A 25,990-nucleotide genomic window follows, 5' to 3' on the forward strand; every position below is an offset into this window, starting at 1 on the left:
TTTCAGTTCCCCTTTTTGCTCAACCCGAGATGTCTACGGCCTGCTCCGCTTGGCTCCACACCAACACAGCGCATCCGCTATCCCTGTCAATACAAAAATGGGATCCCAAAATCAATTCATTTTCCATTTTTGTGAATATTTCTTCAATATTGTTTGTTTTGGGATCCCATATGTGCGATATGACTGTTTATCCCCGATTCTAATCTCGGGATTAGTGCTTGTCGGAACGGCCGCTATCGCGGCCGGCTTGGTATCGCCGCACGAAAGACTGCGCATCCTGACAAAGACACGACGGAGGAGGACGTTGACAGAATGCAAAATTCATCCGCGACAATGACAAATCGCGCGCACGAACAGAGGACACTGATCGAAAATTGCGACGCCCGCGAGAGCAGATACGCGCAACATCACCTCGGGCAGCATCACCGTGGTGACGAGTAGATGGCCCGCAAAAACATCCTGTTCATCATGTGCGACCAGCTCAGGTTTGACTACCTCGGCTGTGCTGGGCACCCGTCGATCAAAACCCCCAACATAGATGCTCTGGCCGCACGGGGCGTACAGTTTTCAAACGCCTACTGCCAATCTCCGATTTGCGGCCCATCCCGAATGAGCGTGTATACAGGGCGTTATGTGTCCTCCAACGGCGCGCACTCAAACTTTGCGCCCCTTCGCATTGGTGAGCGTAATATCGGCCACCATCTGAATCCGCTTGGCGTGCGCACCGTGCTGGTCGGCAAAACCCATATGAAACCCGACACAGAAGGGATGCAACGCCTTGGGATTGATCCCGAGAGCGACATAGGCGTTAATCACGCCCAAGCAGGGTTTGAAGCATATGAACGCGACGACGGTATTCACCCCGACACCATGGTACGCCCCGGTCTGCCCTATAACGAATACCTGAAATCCAAAGGCTATGGCGAAGACAGCAACCCGTGGCACTGGGCCGCCAACTCCGTAGAAACTGAGCAGGGCGTCCGCTCCGGTTTCTTCAATGACCGTGTAGACCTTGCCGCTCGGGTCTCCGACGAAGACTCCGAAACCCCATACATGACCAGACGTGCCATGGATTTTCTGGCCGAGGATGACGGCGAAACCCCTTGGTTGCTGCACCTCAGTTATATTAAGCCACATTGGCCCTACGTCGCGCCCGCTCCCTACAACGATATGTACTCCGCTGATGACGTGATCCCCGCCGTCAAATCCGACGCCGAGCTGGAAGACACCAACCCATTGATGAAACACTTCATGGAGCGGGTTGCGGGCAAAACCTTTGGCCGCGACGAGGCGCGCGAAAAGGTCATTCCTGTCTATATGGGATTGATCACCCAGATCGATGATCAGCTTGGGATCCTGTTTGACTTCATGCAGCAACGTGACTTGCTAGAGAACACAATGATCGTGTTCACCTCGGATCACGGTGATTACATGGGCGACCATTGGATGGGCGACAAGGATTACTTCCATAATCCGTCGGTCAAGGTTCCCCTGATCATCAGCGACCCCCAATCCGAGGCTGATGCGACCCGTGGCACTACGGACGCCTCGCTTGTCGAATTGATCGACCTGCTCCCCACCTTTGTCGAATACTATGGTGGCGAGATCCCCTACAACATTCTGGAAGGGCGTTCGCTGCTTCCCAAACTGCACGGCGACACCCCTGAATGGCGCGATTTCGTGATCAGCGAATATGACTATTCCTGTCAGGTCTTCCGCCCCGAAACCGGCAAAGAGCCGCTTGAGTGCCGCTCTTACATGGTTGCGACCAAAGACTGGAAATACGTCCATGCACCGGGCTACCCGCCGGTTTTGTTCGATCTCAAGAATGACCCTGATGAAATGACAGATCTGGGTCGCAACCCAGATCACGAAGATATTCGACAGTCCATGTTCAAGCGGCTGGGCAACTGGTCGCTGCACTATCGACAGCGCGAAACCTGGAGCGAGCCCCACAATATCAAAATGACCGGCATGGAGGAAAAGCTGGGCGTTCTGATCGGCTATTGGGACGAAAACGATGCCAAAGGCAAGGATCCAAAGATCCTGCCAAGGCGCAAACCGAACACAACGACATAACAAGGCGCGACATTACTACGGACCATCTGGAGGAGGAAAAAATGATTGTGAAATCGATGAAACGCACGCTTTTGGCGGGCTTGAGCGTGGCGCTTTTGTCGCCGCTTTCAGCCGCAGCTGAAACCAAAATTCTGTTCAATATCTTTGTGCCGCCCAGCCATTTTTATTGGGATGTCATGCGGGACTGGGCCACGCAGGTGCATGACAAATCAGACGGTCGCCTGACCATCGAATTCACCCCCAAATCGGTTGCCCCACCTCCCAAAGTCATGGACGCCGTTCGCAAAGGTGCCGCGGATGCGGGCTTCCTCGCCAATATCTATCTCGGCCCCAAAAATCCCGGCGCGCATGTCGGATTGATGCCATGGGTGCATCAGGGTGATTCCGAGGCCACGTCAGTCGCCCTCTGGAATACCTATCAAAAATACTTCTCTGACGCCGAGAAATGGCGCGGCGTGCACCTTCTGGGCATGTATCACTTTGGCGGCGGCGCGCTCTGTTCAGTGACGGACGAAAAGATCGAGAGCGCCGAAGATCTGTCTTCACGCAAGGTCTGGTCGCTCAAGGGCAATCTGGACAAGATGCTAAAAAACCTCAATGTCGCCACCGTCAATGGCCCGGCGGTGCAAATACACGAGATCGTGTCGCGCAACGTAGTCGAAGCCTTTACCGGCATCACCTATGACTCGGTTCTGCAATTCAAGATTGCGTCCTACACGAAATCCTGTGTTCAGTTTGAAAAGTCTCCCTTTTCGATCAACTTCTCGCATTTCATAAACCAGCGTGTCTGGGACGGGCTGTCGCCCGAGGATCAGCAGGTCCTGACCGAATTGTCCGGTGAACACCTCGCGCGCATGGTGGGTGCAAAGGTCACAGAACAGGCGCTGGCCGGGCGTGATGAGCTTGGCCAGACGGTTGAATACATTCAGCCCTCTGACGCTCTTATGACCAGCCTTCAAGAGGCGTCAAAACCGGTCGTCGATGCGTGGATTGCCAAGGTCGCAGATATGGGAGTCGATGGTCAGGCCGCGCTGGACTTCATGCGCGCCGAGGTCGAGCGCCTGAGCACCGTCAACGCCAACTGATGATGACAGACCGGGCCTTTCGGCACGATTGGCCCGGTACGTATCAACGCATCAAAAAGGGACAGGCGGATGTTTGACAAGATCATCGATACGCTCAGCAAGGCGGGCCTGATCATTGGATCAATTCTGCTCGCCATGATGATGCTGATCACTGTGGTAGACGTGTTCATGCGTTACGTGTTTTCTGCACCGATTTCCGGAAGCGCTGAGATGACGCAGATCCTTTTGACACTGACGGTGTTTGCCGGTTTCATTCTGGTCAGCCGCGATGGCACCCACGTTGTCGTCTCAATCTTTGAACCCTTCATCGACCGGCTGTCGACGCGCCTTTATCGACTGGTTTACGCAATCTCAAACACACTTGGCACCGCTTTCCTACTTTGGGTGCTGATCGTCGCCGTTCGTGATGCGTTCGAATACGAGGACGTGACCGAAGGTCTGGAAATCCCGTTTGGCTGGATCATCTCTGTGCTGATTGTATTTGTCGCCATCGCGCTTTTGGCGGGCTTCAAGGTTTTCACCAAAGGCCAAATCGGCCACGAGCCAGCAGATTAGAGGCCCATCATGACCAATGCGCTTATCGGCTTAGCCGTCGTCCTGTTCCTGAGCTTCATCGGTGTCCCACTGGGATACGCCACGCTTGTAGTCGGCGTTGTCGGGTTCGCGGCCTATCGCGGCCTGGATGCCTCCGTCGCGGTGTCTGGCCAATGGATCATCGAAATGACCATGAACCTGGGCCTGTCTGTCGTACCTCTCTTTATCTTAATGGGCACATTCATCCACCGCGCAGGCATATCTGACGAGCTTTACGAGGCCTCTTATGCGTGGCTCGGCAAGCTCAAGGGCGGCGTAGCCATGGCCACAGTATTCGCCTGCGCCGGCTTTGCCGCAGTCAGCGGCTCTTCACTGGCAACAGCTGCCACAATGAGCCGCGTCGCCATGCCCCCGATGCGGCGTTTTGGCTACAATGATGCGCTGTCGACCGGCACAATCGCGGCGGGCGGAACGCTGGGCATTATGATCCCCCCTTCTGTGCCAATGGTGATCTATGGCATTATCGTGGGCGAAGATATCGGCAAACTGTTTATCGCGGGCATCGTACCGGGCCTAATGCTGGTGTGCCTATTTCTGGTGGGTATCGCGATTGTTGTGCGCATCTTTCCTGACTCCGGCCCGCCCGGCACCGCGACGACCTGGGTTGAAAAACTGCGCGCCTCCAAGGCAACATGGCCAATTGTTCTATTGTTCATGGTTGTCCTGGGCGGCATATACACCGGCATTTTCACACCCACAGAATCCGCCGCCGTGGGGGCCTTCTTTGCGTTCATCTTTGCCATCTCGCGCGGACGCCTGCGCACATGGCCCGAACTGCTTCATGTGTTTGCAGACACGGTTAAGACGACAGGTATGATCTTTACCATCGTGTTCTGCGGCATGATGCTGGCCCAATTCGTGAACATTACTGGTATGCCATTTGAACTTGTCGCATTGGTCGAAGGCGAAGGCGCCATTTCTGCGACCCAGCTGGTTTTGGGGATCTGTGTGATCTGCGTCCTGCTTGGGATGATCTTTGAATCCTTGGGTATCCTGCTTTTGGTTGTGCCGGTCTTCCTACCCTCCCTGTCCGCGCTTGACGTTGACATGATCTGGTTCGGCATCATCATTATTTTGGTTGTTGAACTGGGGTTGATAACCCCCCCTATCGGCATGAATGTGTTTACGGTCAAGGCGGTCATACCCGATGTTGATCTGGCCAAGATGTTTATCGGTGTCACGCCGTTTATCTTCTCAATGCTGGCCGGGTTGCTGCTCTTGTTCCTCGTCCCCGAGATTGCCACGTGGCTGCCGGACCTGATGCGCTAACAGGCCTGCAAGACCAATACAGGAGCTCCGCGACGTGGACACCGCATTTGTTGTTATCACACTCGCCAGCCTGATCGCGTCTTTCGTGAACGCGGCTTTTGCCACCGGCGGAGTCTACATCCTGCTGATCGCCAGCGTCTCTGTCTTGCCGATCTCAGCGGCGGTTCCATTGCAATCCGCTTTCGCAGCCGGGTCACTCTCTGCACGGATTTACTATTTCTGGCGGCATATCGACTGGCGGATCGTACGCACCTTTGTTGTTGGATGCCTGTTCGGCGTCTATTTCGGCACCCGAACATTTGTCGTGCTGCCAGATGCGGTGATCTCCACCGCGCTAGGCTGCGTTCTCTTGGTCCTTATCTGGCTACCCAAAGGGCGCATCAACATCCCGCTCCGCCACCCCTTTTTCTTAGTTGGCGTCACCCACAGCTTTCTTGGCGCCATGTTCGGCGTCGGAGGCGTGCTTCAACCGCTCTTGCTGCGCACCGATCTGCTTAAACTACAAGTGACCGGAACGCTGGCGGCGTGCCTGCTGACCCTCGATGTCATGAAGGTGACAGGATATGTCAGCTTTGGCTTCAGCTATTTCGACTACATACCGCACATCATCGGTGCAACGCTTGCCGGGTTTGTCGGGACGTCGCTCGGAAAACGCGCCACACATCACGTGTCAGAAACCTTGTTTCGGCGAGTTTTCAGGATCCTCGTCTCGCTGATCGCACTACGCCTGATCTACAAGGGTCTGACCCTAGCGTCCTGAGGTCAATCCAGCCGCGCGCGGTCATTGCCCAAACGTCAAAGGCTCTGCCCCGGAATACGCAATCAGATCGGCCACCGAAAGACTGTCATCCTTGCGCTCGAAGGTACGGATATAGTCAACCATGGTATGAGAATGCTCTCGCATCATACCTTCCGCGCGCACTGCATCACCTTTTTCAATGGCCTCAAAAATAACCTGATGTTGGGCATTCCCAAGATGCAGCCGGAACAGGCCCCGCTCCATCTGATCAGATGACTCGCTTGTGGTCCGATCAAACACCATCGATCCAACTGCCAACATCGGAAGATGGCTGATCTGATCACATGTAAACCCAACATACTCATTGCCACAGGCGTTCAAGATGGTTGAGTGGAACACTTTGTTCGCCGCCTGCGCCTGTCGTTTGGCAGCATCACCAAAATCTGCCTGCCGCACGGTTTTGTCGATCGTTTCAATCGCGCGCGCCATATGTGGCAAATGCTGTGCCTTGTGCTCAGACTGCGCCATCAGCCGCGCCGCCAGACTTTCCAGATGACCACGAACCTGCACCGCCTGCAAAATCTCTTCAACCGTGGGCACATAAACCGTGTAGCCACGCCCTTCCCCCCGGCGGATGAGCTTTTCTCGCTCCAACAGCCTGAGAGCCAACCGAATTGGTGTACGTGAGACGTCGTAAATTTCGCATAGCCGCGCCTCTGAAAGGCGTTCATCCTCCTTAAAAACACCCATTATGATGTCTTGTCGAATGCGGGCGGCCAATTCTGTGTCAATGGATTCCATGCCTCATTGACCACACATGGGATCCCAAAGTCAAGACAGCCTAATCAATTGTAAAGCCCACACTTGTGGTCACAAAATGGATCCCAATTAAGGATCAGGCGCGATGATCACTCCAAATTTGCAAGATTCTTCTTGTTTTGGGATCCCAAGATGGTAATTAGGGTAACAGAGACATCGAGTCGGCGCTTAGGAACCCTTGCCACTACGCAAAATTGGGATCCCATAAACCGACAGCATCACGTCTGGGAGGACATTATGACATTCTCACGTTTCACGCTCACCGCCGCGCTCGCTGTTGGGCTTGGCATATCGACCCAAGCCGTAACTGCCGAAGAACTCAGCGTTGCCACTTTCCTGCCCCCACAGCACCACACCAATACTGGCATGTTCACATGGTTCGCCGAAGAGATCGACAAGCGCTCAGGCGGCACCCTGACCATGAAGCTTTACCCTGCCGGACAGCTGGGCGCTGGCCCCGTGCAGCAATACAAACGCGCCGTCGAGGGGGTCGCGGACATCACTTTTGGTGTCTCGGGCTACACTCCGGCACTATTCCCAAAAACGATGCTCGGCATCCTTCCCGGAGCCGCCGAGACCGCCGATCAATCCACTCGCGCCCTTTGGAATATCTTCGATGAGCATCTCGCGGATGAATATGAAGACGTCAAAGTTCTGGCCGTTGGCACCGTCGCCGGTAACCTCTTTGCCGCAACCCGCGATGTTTCGACTATGGACGGTATGAAAGGGGCCAAGATTGTTCCCTTCGCCGCCATGACCACACCCATTATCGAAGCACTGGGTGCTGTGCCGGTTCAAATGCCTGTGACGGAAATGTACACCGGCCTTTCGACAGGAACCATCGACGCGACAACGGCGTCCTATAACAACATCACTGCGCCTTGGAATTTCTGGGACGTGTCCGGCTACATTGTCGAAAACGTGCCCACAACCTTCGCCGTGACCTACGCGGTGATGAACAAAGAGCGCTATATGAGCCTTTCGGACGAACATCGCGCCATCATAGACGAAGTCGCCGGTCTGCCAATGTCGCTGGAATTGGCAAAATCGTTTGACGGTGCGGATGAGGTTTCAAAGAAACTGATCGCAGAGGCCACCGACAAAAACTACGAGTGGAAGGTCGTCACAGACGCGGAACGCGCCAAGATGGACGCCGCGGTCGCCCAAGGTCTGGAAGCGATCTTTGCCGATTATGAAGGCCGCGGCATCTCTAATGTCCGCGAGATCTACGGCGCGCTGAACCAATAAGCGCAGCATTAGCACCCCGGAGTTGGCTTCGGGGTGCAAAATACAAGAGGGGGAAACAAATGACATTCAGCACGTTCAAATTTGCCACCGCGTTTGCCAGCGTATTCAGCCTGACGGGCCTATCCGCATATGCAGAGGAACTTTCCGTCGCGACTTTCGTACCGCCCAGCCACGAGACCGTCACAAAGGCATTGGCTTGGTTCGAAAGCGAACTGACAGAACGCTCCAATGGCGAGATCACGATCAAACTTTATGCCGCAGGCCAGCTTGGCGCAGGTCCGGTCCAACAATACAAACGCGCCGTTGAAGGTGTCGCCGATATTACGTTCGGTATCGCGTCCACCACGCCGACCCTTTTCCCCAAAACGATGCTGGCGATCCTTCCGGGCAAGGCGGTCGACGGTCCCGACTCGACGGAACGCATGTGGCGCGTTTTCGACGAGTACATGGCCGATGAGTGGTCCGACGTGAAGGTTCTCGGGATCGCTAACCCTGCCGGCGGAATGATCATCGCCAACCGAGACGTCTCGACCATTGAAGGAATGAAGGGAGCAAAAATCGTCCCTTGGGCCTCTATGACGACGCCGGTGATGAAAGGTATGGGCGCGGTTCCTGTTCAGATGGACCCGACAGAACACTACACGGCTCTTTCCACTGGAACAATCGATGGGGCGATTTCGTCGATCAACAACATCATGCCGCCGTGGAACCTTGATGAAGTAGCAGAATATGCTGTCGTAAACACACCTGCGACATTCAACCCTGTGTTCTACGTCATGAACAAAGAGCGTTACGAAAGTCTCAGCGCCGAGCACCAAGCAATCATTGACGAGATTTCGGGCCTTCCCTTCTCAAGAGAACTCGCACGCGCTTTCCACGAAGCTGATCTTGAGGCGCTGGAATGGAAAGACGAAAAAATCGCCGCCGGAGAGTTGAACGTTAAATGGATCGTGGCGTCCCCGGAAGAACGCGCCAAGATGGAGGCCGCTGCCGCAGTGGGCATGGCCGAAATCTACGAGGACTACGCAGCGCGTGGAATTCCCAACGCACAGGAAATTTACGAAGCGCTGAACCAGTAGCGCCTGCACTTTGAAACGCCGGGCTTCGGCCCGGTGTGTCCTCCAAAAGAACATTTTGGCATTCGGTTGTGGGCAACCAATTTCCAGAACGTTTTCGCGTCTCGCTGTATATTTCCAAAAGGGAGCTAACCAATGGTTGTCATCGTTCCTACCAACAAATCAGTCGAAGATTTTGAAGGTCTGCACCTCTATCACGGTGCGATTTCGAATTGTTCAATGCGCGTTCGCATGACCCTGATTGAAAAGGGGTTGGATTGGGAAAGCCATCATCTCGACCTGAAAAAGAAAGAGAACATCACTGACGTGTATTTCGGGATTAATCCGAATGGCCTGGTGCCAACTTTGGTCGACAATGGCGTGGTCCATATCGAGTCCAACGACATCATTGATTATCTCGACGACACCTATCCAAAGCCATCTTTACGGGCCGAGAACAACGAAGAGATGATGGAATGGCTGCATCTGGCTGCTGCCATCCATGTGCCGGCCTGCAAACCCTATGTTTACGCCACCAAGATGGCGGCAAAGATCAAAAAAACCCCCGAAGAGCAGGCGAAATACGACGCGCTGCAAAAGAACCAGGAACTAAAGGATTTCCACGGAAAGCACGCGGGCGACAAGAGCTTCAGCACCAGCGACTTTGACAAGGCCAAAGCGATCCTTGGCGCGTGCTTCACTAAACTGGAAGTCACTCTGGAAGGGCGCGACTGGATCATGGGCGACCGCTTTTCGCTGGCAGATATCTCGTGGATCCCGCTCTATTTCGTGATTGTTGGTTGCGGGTTTTCTTTCGAAAACTATCCAAACATTCGTCGCTGGGCCGCCGCCTTTGAGGCCCGCGAAAGCTATCAACAGGGCATCCTGAAATGGTGCCCCGATTTCTCACTAGTCTGAAAAGAGCAGGAACGATGTCACAAGATTCCAATCTGCCCCGCCCGATCCGCTTGCTCGACACGGGCTTGACGTGGGTGTCGCTGGTGTGCGGCGGCGCCACGCTGATCTTTATGACCGGGTATTCGGTCTGGAACGTCCTGATCATGCGCAAGGCGTTGAACGCTCCCATTGTCGGCGCCGAGGATCTGCTGATCCTGTCACTGGTTGTGATCGTTGCTCTGTCGATACCCTTGGGCGCGCGCACCGGGGCGCATATCGAGATTGAAGTACTTGAATCGCGCATGTCGGCTGCGTTCGCCAAATGGTCGATGATCCTGATGAAGCTCATGGGGATCGTCCTGCTGGCGTTCATGTCGTGGCGGCTCTGGCACGCCGGGGGCACCGCCAGTAAATTTGGCGAGACCACCCAACAGCTGCTGATCTCGTTTGAACCATTCTACTATCTTCTGTCCGCCTCGGCCGCAATTTACGCCGTCGTACTGGTGCTCGACATCTGGCAACTGCTGCGCAGCAACGCCGTGCAATCATTGCGCATCACAGGAGACACACTGTGATCAGCATGACCGCACTCGGCCTGCTTGGCCTTCTCGCACTCTTCATTCTGCTTGCCTTACGCATGCCTGTTGCTCTCTCAATGCTGGGCGTCGGGTTCGTGGGCACCGTGATCGCCAACGCCAACAAGTTCATGATGGTCGGCATGGCCGAAGATCAGGCATGGGCGCGCGGGCTGAAAATCGCGTATTCTAATATCGCGGGCGAAACCTTTGAAGCCGCGTCAAACTATAACCTTTTGGTCATCCCGATGTTCGTCCTGATGGGCAACCTTGCAGGTGTCTCGGGCATGTCCAATGATCTCTTCACAGCGGCCTATCGCTGGATGGGGCATCTGCGCGGCGGATTGGCCTCGGCCACCATTGCCGCCTGCGCTGGATTTGCTGCACTTTCTGGCTCGTCTCTGGCTTCTGCCGTCACTATGGGCCGTGTCGCCTTGCCGGAAATGAAGCGCTACAACTACGCCGACAGCCTTGCCACAGGCTCCGTCGCAGCAGGTGGCACACTTGGGTTTCTGATCCCACCATCAGGCGGCATGATCATCTACGCGGTCCTGACAGAACAGTCGATCGGCCGCCTGTTCATGGCCGGTGTCTTTCCCGGCATCATCCTCACACTTCTGTTCATCGGCGCGATTTACTGGACTGTGGGCCGCAACCCCGAGGCCGGCCCACGCGGCGAACGGTTTGCGCGGCGTGAAAAGATCGCATCGCTCTGGAACGCGCTGCCCATCCTGATCGTGGTGCTGGCCACAATCGGCGGCATGTACACCGGCTTTTTCACCCCGGTCGAGGCCTCATCCGTTGGCGCTTTCTTGACATTCCTCGTCGCGCTGGGGCGCCGCTCACTTAACTGGCAGGCATCCAAAACCGTGATTCTGGAAACCATGAATGCCACCGCCACCGTGTTCATGATTATCATCGGCGCCTTTGTTTTCATTCCCTTCATGTCGCTGACCGAACTGCCCGCACAGCTTGTCACGATCCTTACATCCCTGCCTATCGGCGAAATTGGCATCCTCTTGATCGTGGTGCTGATCTACATGTTCCTAGGAATGTTCCTCGAAGCCATGGCGATGCTTGTTCTGACCATCCCCGTGGTGATCCCCATCGCCATCGCCTTGGACTGGAACCTTATCTGGTTCGGCATCATCGTGGTGATCGTGCTTGAAATGGGCATGATCAGCCCACCGGTCGGGATCAACGTTTTCATCGTGAAATCCATCGCCCCCGAGGTTCCCATGAGCCAGATTTTCCGCGGTATCTGGCCGTTCTGGTTTGCCATGGCGGGCATGATTGGTCTGCTCATCCTCTTCCCACAAATCGCACTGTACCTGCCGGAAAAAGTTGTCGGCGGCTAGAAACAGGAGACGTCTTATGGACACAACAACTGAAACAAGAACGCTACAGCACTTTATCGGCGGGGCGTGGGTTGATGCCAAAGACGGCGCAACTTTCGAAGTTCTCAACCCTCTGGATGACAGCCTCTATCTCCACGCTGCTAAAGGTGCTGCGTCAGATATGGACAACGCAGTTGCAAAAGCCAAGGCCGCTTTCCCGGCCTATAAAGAAACCACGCCCACCCAGCGGGAACGCTGGTTGCTGCGCGTGGCCGAACTAATGGAAGCGCGTCAAAAGGATCTGGTGGATTGCCTGATCGACGAAATCGGCTCGCCCGTTCAAAAGGCAATGTTTGAATTCACCAAAGGGCTGACCATGGTGCGCGCTGCCGCCGGCCTGTGCCGCAACGTGCGCGGTGAAACCATCCCTTCGGACGCGCCCGGCAAATTCTCGATGTCGATCCGCGAACCTCTGGGCGTGGTGGCCGTGATCACGCCGTTCAACGTGCCCCTGATCAAAACCACCCGCTTGGTCGCTAACGCGTTGGCCGTGGGCAACACAGTCGTGCACCTTCCCTCGGAAATGGCCCCCCATCTCACGGTGATCTTCGCTGAAATCATCGCCGAAGCCGGATTCCCCGATGGGGCCTACAACGTCGTGACCGGCCTTGGCTCCGAAATTGGCGACAACCTGACCGGCAACAAGGACGTGGATTTTGTCACCTTTACCGGCTCCACCGTTGTTGGTCAGCACATCAACGAAATCTGCGCCAAGAATAAAACGCCGAACACATTAGAGCTCGGCGGCAAAAGTCCCACAGTCATTCTGGCCGATGCGGATCTGGACAAGGTGATGCCGCTGGCGGCGCGCTCGATCTTCATGTTCGCCGGACAGGCCTGTATCGGGTCCAGCCGCTTTTACGTCGAGCGGCCGCTTTATGACGAATTCGTCAAACGGTTCTCGGGAATGATTGGTAAAATCGGAATGGGTGATCTGCGCGATCCCAACACAGTCATTGCTCCGGCGATCTCACCGCGCCAACGTGACCGGATCCGCAGCCATATCGAGGATGCCCGCGCCAAAGGCGCCACTGTTCATGGCGGCGAATGGAAGGGCAACCGCTGCCAGCCTACCCTGCTCACCAACGTCACCGAAGACATGACTGTCTGCAAAACGGAAACCTTCGGCCCCGTCACGTCGATCTATCCAATCGATAGTTACGAGGAAGGTTTGGCTAAAGCAAACGATACGGAATACGGCCTGTCCTCGGCCATCTTTACCAATGACATAGAAAAGGCATTTCACTTTGCCCGCAATATCGACGCGGGCATGTGCCACATCAACGGACCAACCATCCACGACGAGGCCCACGTGCCCTTTGGCGGCAATGGCGAATCCGGCGTAGGTCGCGAAGGCACAGACGCCGATATGGAAGCTATGACAGAACTGAAATGGGTTACGGTGCAGCTATGACATTTACACTTTATCATCACGGGTCGTCTGTTTGCGCCGCCAAGGTGCGGTTTGCCATGGCCGAAAAGGGGCTCGACTGGGACGGCGTCTATATCGACATCCTCAAAGGAGAGCAGTTCGACCCCGCATACCAGAAGCTGAACCCGAAATCCGTTGTGCCAACCTTGGTGCATGACGGCACGGTGATCGTCGACTCGACCGTGATCTGCGAATATCTGGACCAGCTCGCCCCCGACACCAGCGTACACCCCACCGACCCGGTCGAACGTGCTCAGGCGCGCTATTGGACCAAAGCCGTGGACGAAGATCTTCACCCGGCCTGTGGCGCCGTGACCTTTGTCTGCTCACACCGCCATACCGTGCTGAAAAATCTCGGTGAGGAAGGTGTCAAAAAATTCCTCGCCTCTACACCGCCCATGTCGGTGACTTCAAACTGGAAAGACCTCAAAGACAGCTACACGCGCTTTGGGTTTGACGCGCCTGGTGCTGCGGAAAAGGTAAAACTCTACGACAGCTATCTCCAGAAAATGGAAGCCGCACTTGAGGGCGGCAACGACTGGCTCGTCGGTAACACATTCTCAATCGCAGACATCGCCATGACACCCTATGTCAACCGACTCGCGATGATGTCCATGCGCGGCATGTGGGAAAACGGACGCCTCCCAAACGTGGAAAAGTGGTTCGCCCGGATAGAAGCGCTGCCAAACTTCAAGAAGTGCCTGATAGACTGGGTGCCCGAAGACCTGACCAACGACTTACGCGAAAACGGTGCCAAAAGCTGGACCGAAGTCGCAAATATTCTTGAAATCGAAATTTGAACCGGGAGGACAACATGGGACGTTTGCAAGGAAAGACCGCCGTCATTACGGGCGCTGGCCGTGGCATTGGCGCGGTGATGGCCAAGCATATGGCCAACGAAGGGGCCAACGTGGTTGTGACCGACGTGCTGGACACCGCCGATACTGTCAACGCGATCAAGGCCGATGGCGGCTCTGCCATCGGGCTCAGCGTTAATGTCACTTCGGACGATGATCTGAACGCCATGGTGGCCGCGACCGAGCAAGAGTTCGGAAGCCTTGATATTCTTGTCAATAACGCCTCAATTTTTGCCGCATTGCAGCCAAAGCCGTTCATGCAGATCGACAATGACGAGTTTGACAAGGTGATGACAGTCAATGCACGCGGCGTGCATCAGGCGACCAAGGCTGTTGTGCCCGCCATGTTGCGCGCAGGTGGCGGCAAGGTGGTGAACATCGCCTCTGGTACGTTTTATTATGGGCCTCCCGGCCTGTCGCACTACACCGCCTCCAAGGGCGCGGTGATTGCGTTGACCCGCGGCCATGCGCGCGAACTTGGTGACAAGAACATCCAGATCAACGCCATCGCACCGGGCCTAACAGAATCCGAGGCGCTTCAAGGCCATGCTGGTTTTGATCCAGCGCGCGGCCCAACGGTTGCATCCCGCTCGATCAAGCGCGAAATGACGCCCGAAGACCTGCTGGGATCCCTGATGTTCCTCGTCACATCCGACAGTGACTTCATGACCGGGCAAACCCTGAACGTCGATGGCGGCAAGGTGAACCTCTGACCATGGCCCAGCGCTATTCCCTTGTTCCGCCGGGTGGTGGCCCGAATTACGACTGGTCGGCGGATCATACCTTTGTCAAGGTCTCCGCCGCTGACACAGGCGGGCAATACACACTGATGGAGGACAATCTGAAAGCCAATTTCAGGTTGGGCCTGCACCTGCACCGCCACCATGCCGAGACATTCTATATTCTCGAAGGAACGGTGGATTTCTTTGTGGATGGCGATTGGATGGCCGCCCCAACCGGCACTTGTTTGCATGTTCCGCCCGGCGTGCCCCATGCCTGCATGATGGCCAACGGATGCACCCACGCCCGTATGCTGATGATCTATCAACCCTCTGGGTTTGATCAGTTCCTCGCAGAAATGGCACAGATGGACGAAGCGGACTTTGAAGACGACGCCAAAATGGCGGCACTGAATGAGAAATACGACATCGTAAACATCGGGCCAATGCCAGACAGGCCCTGATGGCTCTTAATCAACACCACGATACCAACGCTCCGATCCGGGGCGCGATGAAACACGGGATGACGCAACATGGCTACACTTGGCGAAAACATCATCGGTAACAGCGGCCTGCCGCCCTTTTTCAAGGTCGCAAATGCCGACACGGTTGGCATCGACGCGCCACAAAACCGCAAGGGCGACGCGCTCCGTACATGGGTGCGCTCGCTGTCGGGCTTTCAAAAGGAGGCGCTGATCCGATCCGCCAAAACCGGCGACACATGGCGCCTGGTCAGCGATGAAGGACCCTATCTCAACGGTCACGACGCGGCCCCCTGCCCGCTGGCCTTTCTGTCCTCTGGCATGGTCGCCAGCTTCATGAACGAAATCCTCGCATTGGCCAAATTGCAGGGGATCGAAATCCGCAAACTCAAGCTGATCCAGGACAATTACTACACCATGCAAGGTTCCATGATGAAACGCACCATGATTGGTGGCGCGGAAAACATCGACCTTCAGGTCGAGATCGACTGTGATCTCAACGATGCCGCGCTCAACGAATTCCTCATCAATGCAACCTACGCCTCTCCCCTCAACGGGCTGATGCGCGGCCAGCTGGAAAGCCTGTTCAAACTGGGCAAGAATGGGCAGGAACTGCCAACGGCCAAGGTCGCAGAGCTCGACGGCGCGCTGTTCCCCGACCCCGGCAACCACTTTGCCAAGTCTATCCCGTCTCCGGCGGAACTCACACTGATGCAACCGGTTGGAAAGACCCCGAAAAAGGATGTAGTCAAAGGCACCACCGCCGGCGGTTCCTCTCTATCGGATGAACAAGACAGGCGGCTAAACATCGGCGCCGTCGCTGTGCTGCGCGAGGATGGGATCAAAGACATCCAACAGATGCAGTATTCGCCCTACGGCACATCCTTCCGCTTTCTCAGCTCCGAAGACGGCCGCGCACCAGACGCCAATACGCTGATCTCGGCGGGCATCGGTTTTTGTTTCATGACCCAGTTTGGACGCTTCGTGTCGATGTTAAACCTCGACCTGCCCGACTATCGCATCGTCCAGGACACGCATTTCTCACTCGGCGGTGCCTCGGGTGGCACCGGCAAGGCAGGAGAGGCGGACCCGATCGAGACCCATGTCTACCTTGAAACCGGCGAAAGCGACGAAACCGCCCAAGAGATGCTGGATATCTCTGAACAAACCTGCTTTCTGCACGCCTTCTGCCGTACAGACCTTAAAACCAAATTACAGGTCAAAAGGGTCTGAGCCGGGAACAGCGCGATGCCAAACACCATGGATCTCACTTCCAAAGATGGCTTCTTTGCCATCGCGCGCCGGCGTTCCGTCGTTCGGCGCGCTGCAAGCGTGGCGATCGTTGTTGGTATCGTATTGGGGATGTTAAACCATGGCGACGCCGTGTTGACCGGTTCTGTAACCGATATACAAATCGTCAAAATCTGCCTGACTTTTCTGGTGCCCTATTCGGTCTCAACCTACTCTTCGGTCCTCGCTATCCGGGAACGCGACGCGCAAAAGACCATGGGATAACCACCTCTGTCAGATGGGCGTTACGCCCATCAACGAAGGTGCCCTGCACACAGCCGCTTCAAACAAAACCAGTGCCGCGATTTACGTATTAAACAGGAAATGCATCACATCCCCGTCTTTGACGAGATAACTCTTGCCTTCCGCCCGCATCTTGCCTGCTTCCTTGGCGCCCTGCTCACCGTTACAGGTGATATAGTCGTCATAGGCGATGGTCTCGGCCCGGATGAATCCTTTTTCAAAATCCCCATGAATGACGCCTGCGGCCTGCGGGGCCAGCGTACCCTGCTTAATCGTCCAGGCACGCGCCTCTTTGGGACCAACCGTGAAGTAAGTTTCCAGATGCAACAGCTCGTAACCGGCACGGATCAAACGGTCCAGCCCAGCCTCTTCCAAACCCATCTCAGTCAGGAACATCTCGGCCTCATCGGCTTCAAGCTGACTAATCTCTTCTTCGATCTGGGCGCTGATAATCACGTGGCTATTGCCCTGCGCTGCGGCCATTTCGGCCACTTGCGTCGAAAATGCGTTGCCCTCTGCCGCCTCGGCTTCACCTACGTTGCAAACATACAGGATCGGCTTTGTGGTCAACAGTTGCAGCATCTTCCAGGCTTTGGCGTCTTCGTCGTCCACCTCAACCACCCGCGCGGGCTTGCCTTCTTCCAGAACCGCCAGCGCCTCTTTGAGCAGACGCTCCTGTAACAGCGCTTCCTTGTCACCGCCGCGCACCTTGCGCACCAGCCCCTGAAGCCGCTTCTCGATGCTCTCGATATCGGCCAGCATAAGCTCGGTCTCAATGGTCTCGGCATCCGCCACCGGATCAACGCGCCCATCTACGTGGGTCACGTCACCGTCTTCAAAACAGCGCAGCACATGGGCAATCGCGTCCGTTTCGCGGATATTGGCCAGAAACTGGTTGCCCAGCCCCTCGCCTTTGCTCGCACCCTTGACCAGCCCGGCAATGTCCACAAAAGTCATCCGCGTTGGGATGATCTGCTTGGACGCCGCAATCGCGGCCAGCTTGTCCAGTCGCGCGTCCGGCACACCCACATCACCGACATTCGGCTCGATGGTGCAGAACGGAAAATTCGCCGCCTGCGCCGCAGCGGTTTTGGTCAGCGCGTTGAACAGTGTCGACTTGCCCACATTAGGCAGTCCCACGATCCCCATTTTGAAACCCATTGCGGCCTCCTGAATACATCTCGCGCTGCTAATATGCAGTGTTTGGGGCGCGCGCAAGCGGTGTGTTAAACTCAGCCAAGGAGGACACCAAGCATGAGTTTCATTCCCTATCTCAAATTCTACGGCACATGCGAGGCCGCAATGACATTTTACGCTGACTTGTTTGGCGCAACCGAAGTGCAGATCCTGCGCTATTCAGACGCGCCCAAATCTGAAGGTTTACCGACCTCAGATGCGGTTATGTATTCGCATATCATGGTTGGCGAGCACACATGCCTCATGGCCTCTGACCTCCCCCCCGGATCAGAACCAGCACCGCAACAATCCGTGTCGGTCAATCACCCAGTGGCAACCATCGAAGAGGGCAAGCGCATCTTTGAACAATTGTCAGCGGGCGGTACAATCACCATGCCGTACGCGCAAACCTTCTTTGCCCCGGCCTTTGGTATGGTCCAGGATCGGTTTGGCACCCATTGGATGATTGGAGTTGAGCCACCTTCTACCTAAGGTAAATCATAGCCCACCTCTTCGCCACACTGTTTAACTTTCCGTGATATTCACTGAAATTCTCTTTGTTACACCCGTTTTCTGTGCACATATCGCAACAACTCACTACGCGGAACGGATCGACCAGAATATGAAACGCCTCGCACTTACGTTTGCCGCCGCCCTGCTCGCAACACAGGCCGCCGGTCAGGAATTTATCGTCGGACTTGGATATTCGGATTACTCAGATGGCAACGCCAGCGATGCCACTGCCATTGATTTGGAATACCATCTCAAACCTTTTGATCAGCGTGGCAATTTCACGATCGGCCTTGGCGGTGTGCTTGCCGCAGATTCCGAGGAAAACGTCTTTTTCGGTGTTGGTCTTGTGAACAAGTATCAGTTCAACGAAAACTGGTTCGCCGAACTTACCTTCATGCCCGGCGCCTTTTTTGAGGGCAGCTCCAACAACGATCTCGGTCAAACCCTCGAATTCCGTAGCCTTCTCGCCTTTGGATACCGCTTCAACCCAAAGTCGGCCATCTCGCTCGGGTTTCAGCATAAATCCAATGCGGCCCTCAGTTCGGTCAATCCGGGCGTGAACACGCTGACAGTGCGCTATCACCATTCCTTCTGATTTCGGCTCCATGCGGTCCCGACGGGATTGATTTCCCCTGCCGCTTCCGGCACATGGGGGCAAAGCAGACAAAGGGACACGCCGATGACACGTATCGACGCCAAATTCGCAGAGCTTCAGGCCGCCGGTAAGAAAGCCTTTGTGGCTTATGTCATGGCGGGTGACCCGGACTACGACACCTCGCTTGAGATCGTCAAAGGCTTGCCTGACGCTGGCGTCGATGTAATCGAATTGGGCCTGCCCTTTACCGATCCAATGGCCGACGGCCCCACAATCCAGCTCGCCGGGCAACGCGCGCTCGAGGGTGGTATGACCCTGCAAAAAACCCTCGATCTGGCTGCCGAGTTCCGCAAGACCGACAATACCACACCGATCGTGATGATGGGTTATTACAATCCGATCTACAGCCGCGGTGTCGACACGTTCCTGACCGATGCCAAGGCCGCGGGCATTGACGGTCTGATCGTGGTCGACCTCCCCCCCGAGGAAGACGACGAACTTTGCATTCCTGCACAGGCAGCGGGCCTCAACTTCATCCGCCTCGCCACCCCGACAACAGACGACAAACGCCTGCCGACCGTCCTGCAAAACACCTCCGGCTTTGTCTATTACGTCTCGATCACAGGCATCACCGGCGCGGGCGAGGCTGAGGCCACCAATGTTGGCCCCGAGGTTGCGCGCATCAAATCAAGCACCGACCTGCCCGTGATTGTTGGCTTTGGCATCAACACGCCCGAGAAATCCGCCGCCATCGCCTCTGTCGCGGACGGCGCTGTGGTGGGCTCCGCCATCGTCGGTCAGATTGGCGCAGGCAAGCCGGTTTCCGATGTGCTCGCCTTTGTGAAAACCCTCGCAGACGGCGCGCACTCGGTCTAAGTAAACGCCAAACCGCGCTTGTCTGCGCAATAATCCTTGATCGACAACGCCCATCCGCTATCCTTGTCTCGCTCAAGTCGGCAGGCAGTGAGCGTAATCGGTGTGTGCCAGCTCTTCTTTCGATTTAGGAGGATATGAGATGGAGCAACACACCGACACCACCCCCCGCAAACGTCGCGGTCGCAAAAACCCACCCACCAGCCGCGCGTCTGCTGACGCCTTTTCTCTTGAACACGTCATCGGCCCCCGCGCCGGGTTCGGCTTTCTTGACAGCGACCGCATGGCCTTTCTCAAAGAACGCGTTCTGCGCCTTCTCCAAGACTACGGTGTCATGATCGTCCACCCCGAGGCGCACGCCGCGCTGATCAAGGCAGGCGCACGTGAAGGGTCAGAGGCGGGCCGCCTGCGCATGCCCCGCGCCCTCGTACACGAGTCCTTGGCAGCCACCCCCAAAACCACCACGCTTGCGGGAAAAACCCGCGCTTTTGACATGCAGATCCCCCGCGCCGATCAGGGGTTCATCTTACGCACCGGCACTGGCGGGCATGGCTATGTCGACCCGCGCGACGCCTCGTACCGCAACATGGACCTGAAAGCAGTGGGCGAGATTGCCGCCGTTGCAGACAGTCTCGATCAGGTTGGGTTCATCGCACACCCCTTTGTGCATGGCGTGCCAGAGGTTACGGCAGACATCCACTCATATGCCCGCATCAGCGGTTACACCAACAAACATGTATGGATGCAGCCCTACCAAAAGGAAAACGTCGACTACCTGTTGAAAATCGCCGCCATTGCTGCCGGGGGCGAAGATCAGCTGCGCGCGCACCCGTCGACCAGCACGATCACCTGCTCGTTCTCGCCGCTCGAGTTCAAATACATGGACACCGAGGTGATCATCGCCTGTGGCAAATTCGGCGTGCCCGTGCACGCCTGTTCGCTGCCCAGCGCGGGTGGCACCGCGCCGCTTTCGGCGCCGTCTCTCACACTCATGGCCGTGACCGAAATCATCGGCATGATCACCATGGCGCATGTGCTCTCGCCCGGCCTGCCCGTGATTGCCACACCTCTCATGTTCGCACTCGACATGCGCACTGGCAGCGCCCTGCAATCCAGCGTTGAGGCGCTTCAGGCAGCCTCTCTCTCAATCCAGCTTTGCAAAAGCTACGGCCTAATGGCGCACACTTACGGTTCTGGGTCCGATACCCCGGATGCCGATCACCAATCCATGGCAGAACGCGCCATGCTCATGCAAACCGTCGCGCTTTCCGGGGCCGACATCCTCGGTGGCATCGGCCAGCTGGAATGCGCCACTGTGTTCAGCCCGGTTCAGGCGGTACTCGACAATGAAATCGGCGCCATGATCCGCCGTTTTCTGCGTGTTCCTGAAATCTCAGACGAGGCGCTCAATTTCGATGGCATGATGAACGTCGCCGTGGGGGGGCATTTCCTTGACGCTGATCACACCGTCACCGGATGTCGCGATCAGTTCACGCCGCGTATCTTCCAGCGCGTGGGCCGCGATGATTACGAGGCCAGCAACCGACGCGGCGCCTTTGAGGAAGCCCGCGATCAGGCATTGTCTGTCATTAACAACGCGCCTGACAACGGCCTCCTTTCCGAAGACCAAAACACCGAAATAACTGCACTCGCGGCGGCGGCCGACAAGCACATTGTCGAAGTCTATTCCGGCAAGGTCGAAACAATCTGATCCGCCTATCAAAATCCACCGCTGCGCCCCATCGGCGCGGCGGGTCCCTTATTTCATCACGGATATTGCCAAAACACCCCCGCATTGGTAAAGGAACTTAACCAATATCGAGGGAAAATTCCGCAAATGCCACCCATCACCTGCATCGAAGACCTCAGACGCATCTATGAACGCCGCGTGCCACGCATGTTCTATGACTATGCGGAATCCGGCAGCTGGACCGAAAAAACCTTTCGCGAAAACACCTCGGATTTTGACGACATCTACTTGCGCCAACGTGTCGCCGTCGACATGACGGGCCGCTCTACTGCCACACAAATGATTGGTGAAGATGTTTCGATGCCGGTTGCCCTCGCGCCGGTCGGCCTCACCGGAATGCAAGATGCGGATGGCGAAATAAAAGCCGCCCGCGCCGCCGAAAAATTCGGCGTACCCTTCACCCTCTCCACCATGTCGATCTGCTCAATCGAGGATGTGGCTGAACACACCACCAAACCCTATTGGTTTCAGGTCTACACCCTCAGAGACGAAGACTTCATGCGCCGCCTGTTTGCGCGCGCCAAAGACGCAGGCTGTTCGACCATCGTGATCACCGTCGACCTGCAACTGATGGGTCAGCGCCACAAAGACATAAAAAATGGCCTCTCCGCCCCGCCCAAACTGACCCCAAAATCTGTCGCCAACATGATGACCAAGGTGCAATGGGGCCTTGGGATGTTGGGCACCAAGCGCCGGTTCTTTGGCAACATCGTCGGCCACGCCAAAGGCGTCGATGATGCCAGCTCACTGTCTTCATGGACGGCGCAAGCCTTTGACCAATCCCTGAACTGGGAACAGATCGCCAAATTCCGCAAAATGTGGGACGGCAAGTTCATCATCAAAGGGATCCTCGACGCCGAAGACGCCAGACAGGCGCTTAATGTCGGGGCAGACGCAATTATCGTCTCCAATCACGGCGGGCGCCAACTGGACAGCGCCCTCAGCTCGATCCGCGCCCTACCAGCCATTCTGGATGCGGTTGGGGATCAGATCGAAGTTCATATCGACAGCGGCATCCGCTCGGGTCAGGACGTGCTCAAGGCGATGGCGATGGGGGCCAAGGGCACCTATATCGGACGCGCATTTGTCTACGGCCTTGGTGCCATGGGCGAGGCTGGCGTGACTAAGGCGCTCGAGGTTATTCACAAAGAACTCGACCTCTCTATGGCCCTTTGTGGGCGGCGTAATATCAATGATCTGGACCGCGACATACTGCTGATCCCAGAAGGGTTCGAAGGACACTGGCAACCCTGACGTGGCGCTTTGACAAACCTTTGCCCGTTGCGCGATAAAGACAGCGGGCAGAACAACAAAAACGGGGCCGTCAACGTGCTGGTATTCTTCAAGCAGAAACTCACCATGCTTGCGGTGCCAAAAACTGGCACCACCGCATACGAAACCAAGCTGCGCCCCCTTGCCGATATCGCATTTCGCAAGGGCACCAAGCATATGACAATGGGCAAGTATCACAGCCGCCTTGCCCCTTTTCTCCAAGAGACGTATCGCCAGAATCCCGAACGCCTTGCCGTAATGCGCGACCCTGTCGATGTGATCCGCAGCTGGTACAAATACCGCAGCCCCGACCGCATGGGTGACAATCCCTATTGTCACGGCGGCGTCAGCTTTGATGAGTTTGTTCTGGATGTGATTTCCGACAATCCCAGCAAACCGGCGGGCGTCGGCAGCCAACGGGCCTTTCTCTCGATCCCCGGTGGCATCGTGCCCGTGCACCACCTCTTTGCCTATGAACATCAGCGCGCCTTGCGCGACTTTCTCAGCGAACGGTTCGAACGCGAGATTGAGCCAAAACCCAAAAACGTATCCCCCTCGATCCCTGCGCCGATCTCGCCCGAGGTTGAACGCAAGCTACGGACTGCACGCGCACCTGAATTTGAGCTCTACGACCAAATAATACAGGCGGGCGGCGTTCTGCGCGCCTATATCGGCTGAACCTGCGCATTTTCGACAAAAATGCGTACGAATCCCCCTTTGCAATTGACCAAAACCGGGCTAAGGACGCGGCTTCACGCGGGGATACAGCCTTGGAGGATCCCCGCCCTATTTATGGAGTATTCAATATGGCTGGTCAGATTCCTGATCTTCACGCCGAAGCACGCACGGGGACAGGCAAGGGCGCCGCTCGTCAAGCGCGTCGCGACGGATTTGTTCCTGGTGTTGTCTATGGCGGCGAAGCCGACCCACAAGCGATCCAGATCCCGTTCAACGTTCTGCTGAAAAAACTCAAAGCAGGCCGCTTCTTGTCCACGCTGTGGAACCTCAAAGTTGAAGGTGAAGAAGACGTTCGTGTGATCTGCCGCGGCGTTCAGCGCGACGTGGTCAAAGATCTTCCGACCCATATCGACCTGCTGCGCCTGCGCCGCACCTCGAAAATCAACATCTTCATTCACGTGGACTTCATCAACGAAGAAGAAGCCCCCGGCATCAAAAAGGGCGGCGTTCTGACGATTGTACGCCCTGAAGTCGAGCTGAACGTGACTGCGGGTGACATCCCTGAGAAAATCACCGTCGATCTGGCCGGTCTGGAAGTGGGCGACACCGTCACCATCTCCAACGTGACCCTGCCATCGGGTGCCAAAGCAACCATCGACCGCGACTTCGTGATCGCCAACATCTCGGCCCCATCGGGTCTGCGTTCTTCCGAAAACGAAGAAGGTGACGGCGAAGCAGAAGCAGTGGCCGAAGAGGCAACTGCAGAAGAATAATCGCTCCGAGCCTTCGGACGATGGAAAACGGCGCCTCCCTCGGGGCGCCGTTTTTTGTTGCAATTGAGCCAAGTGAACGGCCCACACAATCGCGCGGACCGCCCGCTTCAATCATTCCAGACCATTTGCCTCACGCGCGGCTTTACGCTTGCGCCAGGTGTCGCCCATACCCTCTCTCAGGCTTGGCGGCAGGTCTTCGATATTGATAATCAGGTCACGATCCCCGGTCGGCCAATCGGTCAACAACTCAGGGTGATACCCTTCGGGATAATACAATTCCGGATCGATCTCGGTCGCCCGAATATCCGCGTTCTGGATCTCTTCCCGTGCGTATTGCGGTGCTGGCACGCGCAGCTGATCATTGTCAAAGTTGAACTGTGGCGCGCGGTTGTTCGGATAATCCGGGATGATCCCTTCTCGCACCCAGATCTGATCCTTGGTGACATTCACCACGATCCCGTCGGGCGCACCAAAGTGATACGGCCCTTTCCAGTGCTCGCGAATTTCCGCAACCGTCTCTTCGTTCAGATAGGGATCAAACGGCATATGCGTGGTCAGGAACATCCGTGGCTGCACGAGGTTGGCGATATAACCCGCCGCATATCCCGGCGTATGGTGCGTATCGATCGTATACCGCGCCAGAAACGGCGGCACACCCGCAACACCTGCGCTGATTTCCACCAGCTCTGTCTGTGCTTCGGTCACATAGACATCACAGCCTTTGGCATATTTTGCATCACGCATGTTCGGGCGGCCATCACCCGTCCAGACAAAGCACATGTCGTTCCAATCCAGACGATACGCCGATGCCCCATCCATCGCGTGGCTACGCTGCCAATGGGTGACGGTCACACCGTTTTCGTCATAGATCACGCCACCTTCATCAAGGTAGTCAAACTCATTGACCTGAATGTCATGGCCCTCGCCCACCGGAAACACGCTGAATGCGCGGCGGTGCCATGCCAACATTTTCATCATGCCGTCGATCATCGCGGCCATGCCATATTCAGGCGCGTTGCTGGACGGCCCCCACACCCGCAACGGGTTGTGCCAACGCCCGGACCAGCCGCCAAATACGTAGATATACGGCAGCGATCCATAGTGATCGACATGCAGGTGTGTGATGAAAATCTTGTCTAACTCATTCAACGCAATGTTGGACGCGTTGTAATTGGCAACCGACCCTTCACCGATATCAAAGACAAAATTCTCGCCATTACCCAGCTGAACAAGGATCGACGTGTTCATCTGACCGGGGCGAATAATCGGTGACGTACCCATAAAGATGATGCGCATTTCGTCCGGTTGCACATCTTCGGTACCCGGAAACCAGTTCGACGCCGAGTTCAGCCACGGATGCGGCGAAATTCCCTCAAACAACAGGCCTTCTTTCCAACGATCCCCCGGAATGCCCCCAAACAACGCCGCCTGCATATCTTCAACAGTGGATGGTTCTCCAACCGGCGCGGGATTAGGAGTCTGCGCGGCACCCGCCGTTGCAAAACACCCAACAGCCAGCGCCCCGGCAATCCATGACTTTACCGTCTTCAGACTCATTTTTCGGCTCCCTTTCAAATACA

The 25,990-nt window shown here is 56.2% G+C and carries 26 protein-coding genes; 23 read left to right on the plus strand and 3 right to left on the minus strand.

The window, feature by feature from the left end:
- The first annotated feature begins 441 nt into the window (after positions 1-441).
- The 5 genes from CLV88_RS10705 (at position 442) to CLV88_RS10725 (ending at position 5,787) form a co-directional block, all read left to right on the plus strand.
- A complete protein-coding gene (locus tag CLV88_RS10705) occupies positions 442-2,079 on the plus strand; it encodes a sulfatase-like hydrolase/transferase (protein WP_106608383.1) in 1,638 nt (545 codons plus the stop codon).
- 41 nt (positions 2,080-2,120) lie between these two features.
- Positions 2,121-3,164 carry a TRAP transporter substrate-binding protein DctP gene (gene dctP, locus CLV88_RS10710; RefSeq protein ID WP_106608384.1) on the plus strand — a complete coding sequence of 348 codons (1,044 nt, stop codon included), beginning with the start codon at positions 2,121-2,123 and terminating at the stop codon, positions 3,162-3,164.
- A gap of 69 nt (positions 3,165-3,233) precedes the next feature.
- A complete protein-coding gene (locus CLV88_RS10715; protein WP_106608385.1) occupies positions 3,234-3,719 on the plus strand; it encodes a TRAP transporter small permease in 486 nt (161 codons plus the stop codon).
- 9 nt (positions 3,720-3,728) lie between these two features.
- A complete protein-coding gene (locus tag CLV88_RS10720) occupies positions 3,729-5,027 on the plus strand; it encodes a TRAP transporter large permease (RefSeq protein WP_106608386.1) in 1,299 nt (432 codons plus the stop codon).
- 34 nt (positions 5,028-5,061) lie between these two features.
- Positions 5,062-5,787, plus strand: coding sequence for a sulfite exporter TauE/SafE family protein (locus tag CLV88_RS10725; protein WP_165798861.1), 726 nt, complete (start codon positions 5,062-5,064; stop codon positions 5,785-5,787).
- Between the two features lie 21 nt (positions 5,788-5,808).
- On the opposite strand, the gene CLV88_RS10730 is transcribed toward CLV88_RS10725, so the two are convergent.
- Positions 5,809-6,567 carry a GntR family transcriptional regulator gene (locus CLV88_RS10730; RefSeq protein WP_106608388.1) on the minus strand — a complete coding sequence of 253 codons (759 nt, stop codon included), beginning with the start codon at positions 6,565-6,567 and terminating at the stop codon, positions 5,809-5,811.
- A 255-nt stretch (positions 6,568-6,822) separates the two neighbouring features.
- On the opposite strand from CLV88_RS10730, the gene CLV88_RS10735 reads away from it, so the two are divergent.
- The 11 genes from CLV88_RS10735 (at position 6,823) to nrtS (ending at position 16,762) form a co-directional block, all read left to right on the plus strand.
- Entirely contained in the window at positions 6,823-7,833 is a 1,011-nt protein-coding gene (locus CLV88_RS10735) for a TRAP transporter substrate-binding protein (RefSeq protein WP_165798862.1), read from the plus strand.
- A 59-nt stretch (positions 7,834-7,892) separates the two neighbouring features.
- A complete protein-coding gene (locus tag CLV88_RS10740) occupies positions 7,893-8,912 on the plus strand; it encodes a TRAP transporter substrate-binding protein (protein WP_106608390.1) in 1,020 nt (339 codons plus the stop codon).
- Positions 8,913-9,044: 132 nt separating this feature from the next.
- Positions 9,045-9,806, plus strand: a complete 762-nt coding sequence (locus tag CLV88_RS10745; RefSeq protein ID WP_106608391.1) for a glutathione S-transferase family protein — start codon at positions 9,045-9,047, stop codon at positions 9,804-9,806.
- 14 nt (positions 9,807-9,820) lie between these two features.
- The gene (locus tag CLV88_RS10750) at positions 9,821-10,360 is read left to right on the plus strand and encodes a TRAP transporter small permease (RefSeq protein WP_165798863.1); all 540 of its coding nucleotides are present in this window, start codon (positions 9,821-9,823) and stop codon (positions 10,358-10,360) included.
- Positions 10,360-11,718, plus strand: coding sequence for a TRAP transporter large permease (locus tag CLV88_RS10755; RefSeq protein WP_207797049.1), 1,359 nt, complete (start codon positions 10,360-10,362; stop codon positions 11,716-11,718). Before CLV88_RS10750 ends, CLV88_RS10755 begins: the two co-directional genes overlap by 1 nt.
- Positions 11,719-11,734: 16 nt before the next feature.
- Entirely contained in the window at positions 11,735-13,171 is a 1,437-nt protein-coding gene (locus tag CLV88_RS10760; RefSeq protein ID WP_106608394.1) for an aldehyde dehydrogenase family protein, read from the plus strand.
- Positions 13,168-13,989 (plus strand): glutathione S-transferase family protein, encoded by an 822-nt coding sequence (locus CLV88_RS10765; RefSeq protein ID WP_243403631.1) that lies wholly within the window; start codon positions 13,168-13,170, stop codon positions 13,987-13,989. The genes CLV88_RS10760 and CLV88_RS10765 overlap by 4 nt, the downstream gene beginning before the upstream one ends.
- A 14-nt stretch (positions 13,990-14,003) precedes the next feature.
- Positions 14,004-14,759, plus strand: a complete 756-nt coding sequence (locus tag CLV88_RS10770) for an SDR family NAD(P)-dependent oxidoreductase (protein WP_106608396.1) — start codon at positions 14,004-14,006, stop codon at positions 14,757-14,759.
- Between the two features lie 2 nt (positions 14,760-14,761).
- Positions 14,762-15,229, plus strand: coding sequence for a cupin domain-containing protein (locus CLV88_RS10775; RefSeq protein ID WP_106608397.1), 468 nt, complete (start codon positions 14,762-14,764; stop codon positions 15,227-15,229).
- A gap of 69 nt (positions 15,230-15,298) precedes the next feature.
- Positions 15,299-16,480 (plus strand): OsmC family protein, encoded by a 1,182-nt coding sequence (locus tag CLV88_RS10780; protein WP_106608398.1) that lies wholly within the window; start codon positions 15,299-15,301, stop codon positions 16,478-16,480.
- Between the two features lie 15 nt (positions 16,481-16,495).
- Positions 16,496-16,762 carry a nitrate/nitrite transporter NrtS gene (gene nrtS, locus CLV88_RS10785; protein WP_207797048.1) on the plus strand — a complete coding sequence of 89 codons (267 nt, stop codon included), beginning with the start codon at positions 16,496-16,498 and terminating at the stop codon, positions 16,760-16,762.
- An 81-nt stretch (positions 16,763-16,843) separates the two neighbouring features.
- Here nrtS and ychF read toward each other — a convergent pair whose 3' ends face one another.
- A complete protein-coding gene (gene ychF, locus CLV88_RS10790) occupies positions 16,844-17,941 on the minus strand; it encodes a redox-regulated ATPase YchF (protein ID WP_106608399.1) in 1,098 nt (365 codons plus the stop codon).
- Positions 17,942-18,034: 93 nt separating this feature from the next.
- Here ychF and CLV88_RS10795 point away from each other — a divergent pair, with 93 nt between their 5' ends.
- The 7 genes from CLV88_RS10795 to CLV88_RS10825 all read left to right on the plus strand — a co-directional run bounded on the left by CLV88_RS10795 (position 18,035) and on the right by CLV88_RS10825 (position 24,410).
- A complete protein-coding gene (locus tag CLV88_RS10795; protein ID WP_106608400.1) occupies positions 18,035-18,448 on the plus strand; it encodes a VOC family protein in 414 nt (137 codons plus the stop codon).
- A 130-nt stretch (positions 18,449-18,578) separates the two neighbouring features.
- Entirely contained in the window at positions 18,579-19,064 is a 486-nt protein-coding gene (locus tag CLV88_RS10800; RefSeq protein WP_106608401.1) for an acyloxyacyl hydrolase, read from the plus strand.
- Positions 19,065-19,148: 84 nt separating this feature from the next.
- A complete protein-coding gene (gene trpA / locus CLV88_RS10805; protein ID WP_106608402.1) occupies positions 19,149-19,940 on the plus strand; it encodes a tryptophan synthase subunit alpha in 792 nt (263 codons plus the stop codon).
- A 139-nt stretch (positions 19,941-20,079) separates the two neighbouring features.
- Positions 20,080-21,648 (plus strand): trimethylamine methyltransferase family protein, encoded by a 1,569-nt coding sequence (locus CLV88_RS10810; protein ID WP_106608403.1) that lies wholly within the window; start codon positions 20,080-20,082, stop codon positions 21,646-21,648.
- A gap of 126 nt (positions 21,649-21,774) precedes the next feature.
- Positions 21,775-22,941: an alpha-hydroxy acid oxidase gene (locus tag CLV88_RS10815; protein ID WP_106608404.1), complete on the plus strand. Its 1,167-nt coding sequence runs from the start codon at positions 21,775-21,777 to the stop codon at positions 22,939-22,941.
- A gap of 9 nt (positions 22,942-22,950) precedes the next feature.
- Positions 22,951-23,637 (plus strand): hypothetical protein, encoded by a 687-nt coding sequence (locus tag CLV88_RS10820; RefSeq protein WP_243403632.1) that lies wholly within the window; start codon positions 22,951-22,953, stop codon positions 23,635-23,637.
- Positions 23,638-23,765: 128 nt separating this feature from the next.
- Positions 23,766-24,410, plus strand: coding sequence for a 50S ribosomal protein L25/general stress protein Ctc (locus CLV88_RS10825; RefSeq protein WP_106608405.1), 645 nt, complete (start codon positions 23,766-23,768; stop codon positions 24,408-24,410).
- A 111-nt stretch (positions 24,411-24,521) separates the two neighbouring features.
- Here CLV88_RS10825 and gntH read toward each other — a convergent pair whose 3' ends face one another.
- Positions 24,522-25,967 carry a guanitoxin biosynthesis MBL fold metallo-hydrolase GntH gene (gene gntH / locus CLV88_RS10830; protein ID WP_106608406.1) on the minus strand — a complete coding sequence of 482 codons (1,446 nt, stop codon included), beginning with the start codon at positions 25,965-25,967 and terminating at the stop codon, positions 24,522-24,524.
- Positions 25,968-25,990: the final 23 nt, after the last annotated feature.

Origin of the sequence: Shimia abyssi (assembly GCF_003014475.1) — a bacterium.
Lineage (GTDB): Bacteria > Pseudomonadota > Alphaproteobacteria > Rhodobacterales > Rhodobacteraceae > Shimia > Shimia abyssi.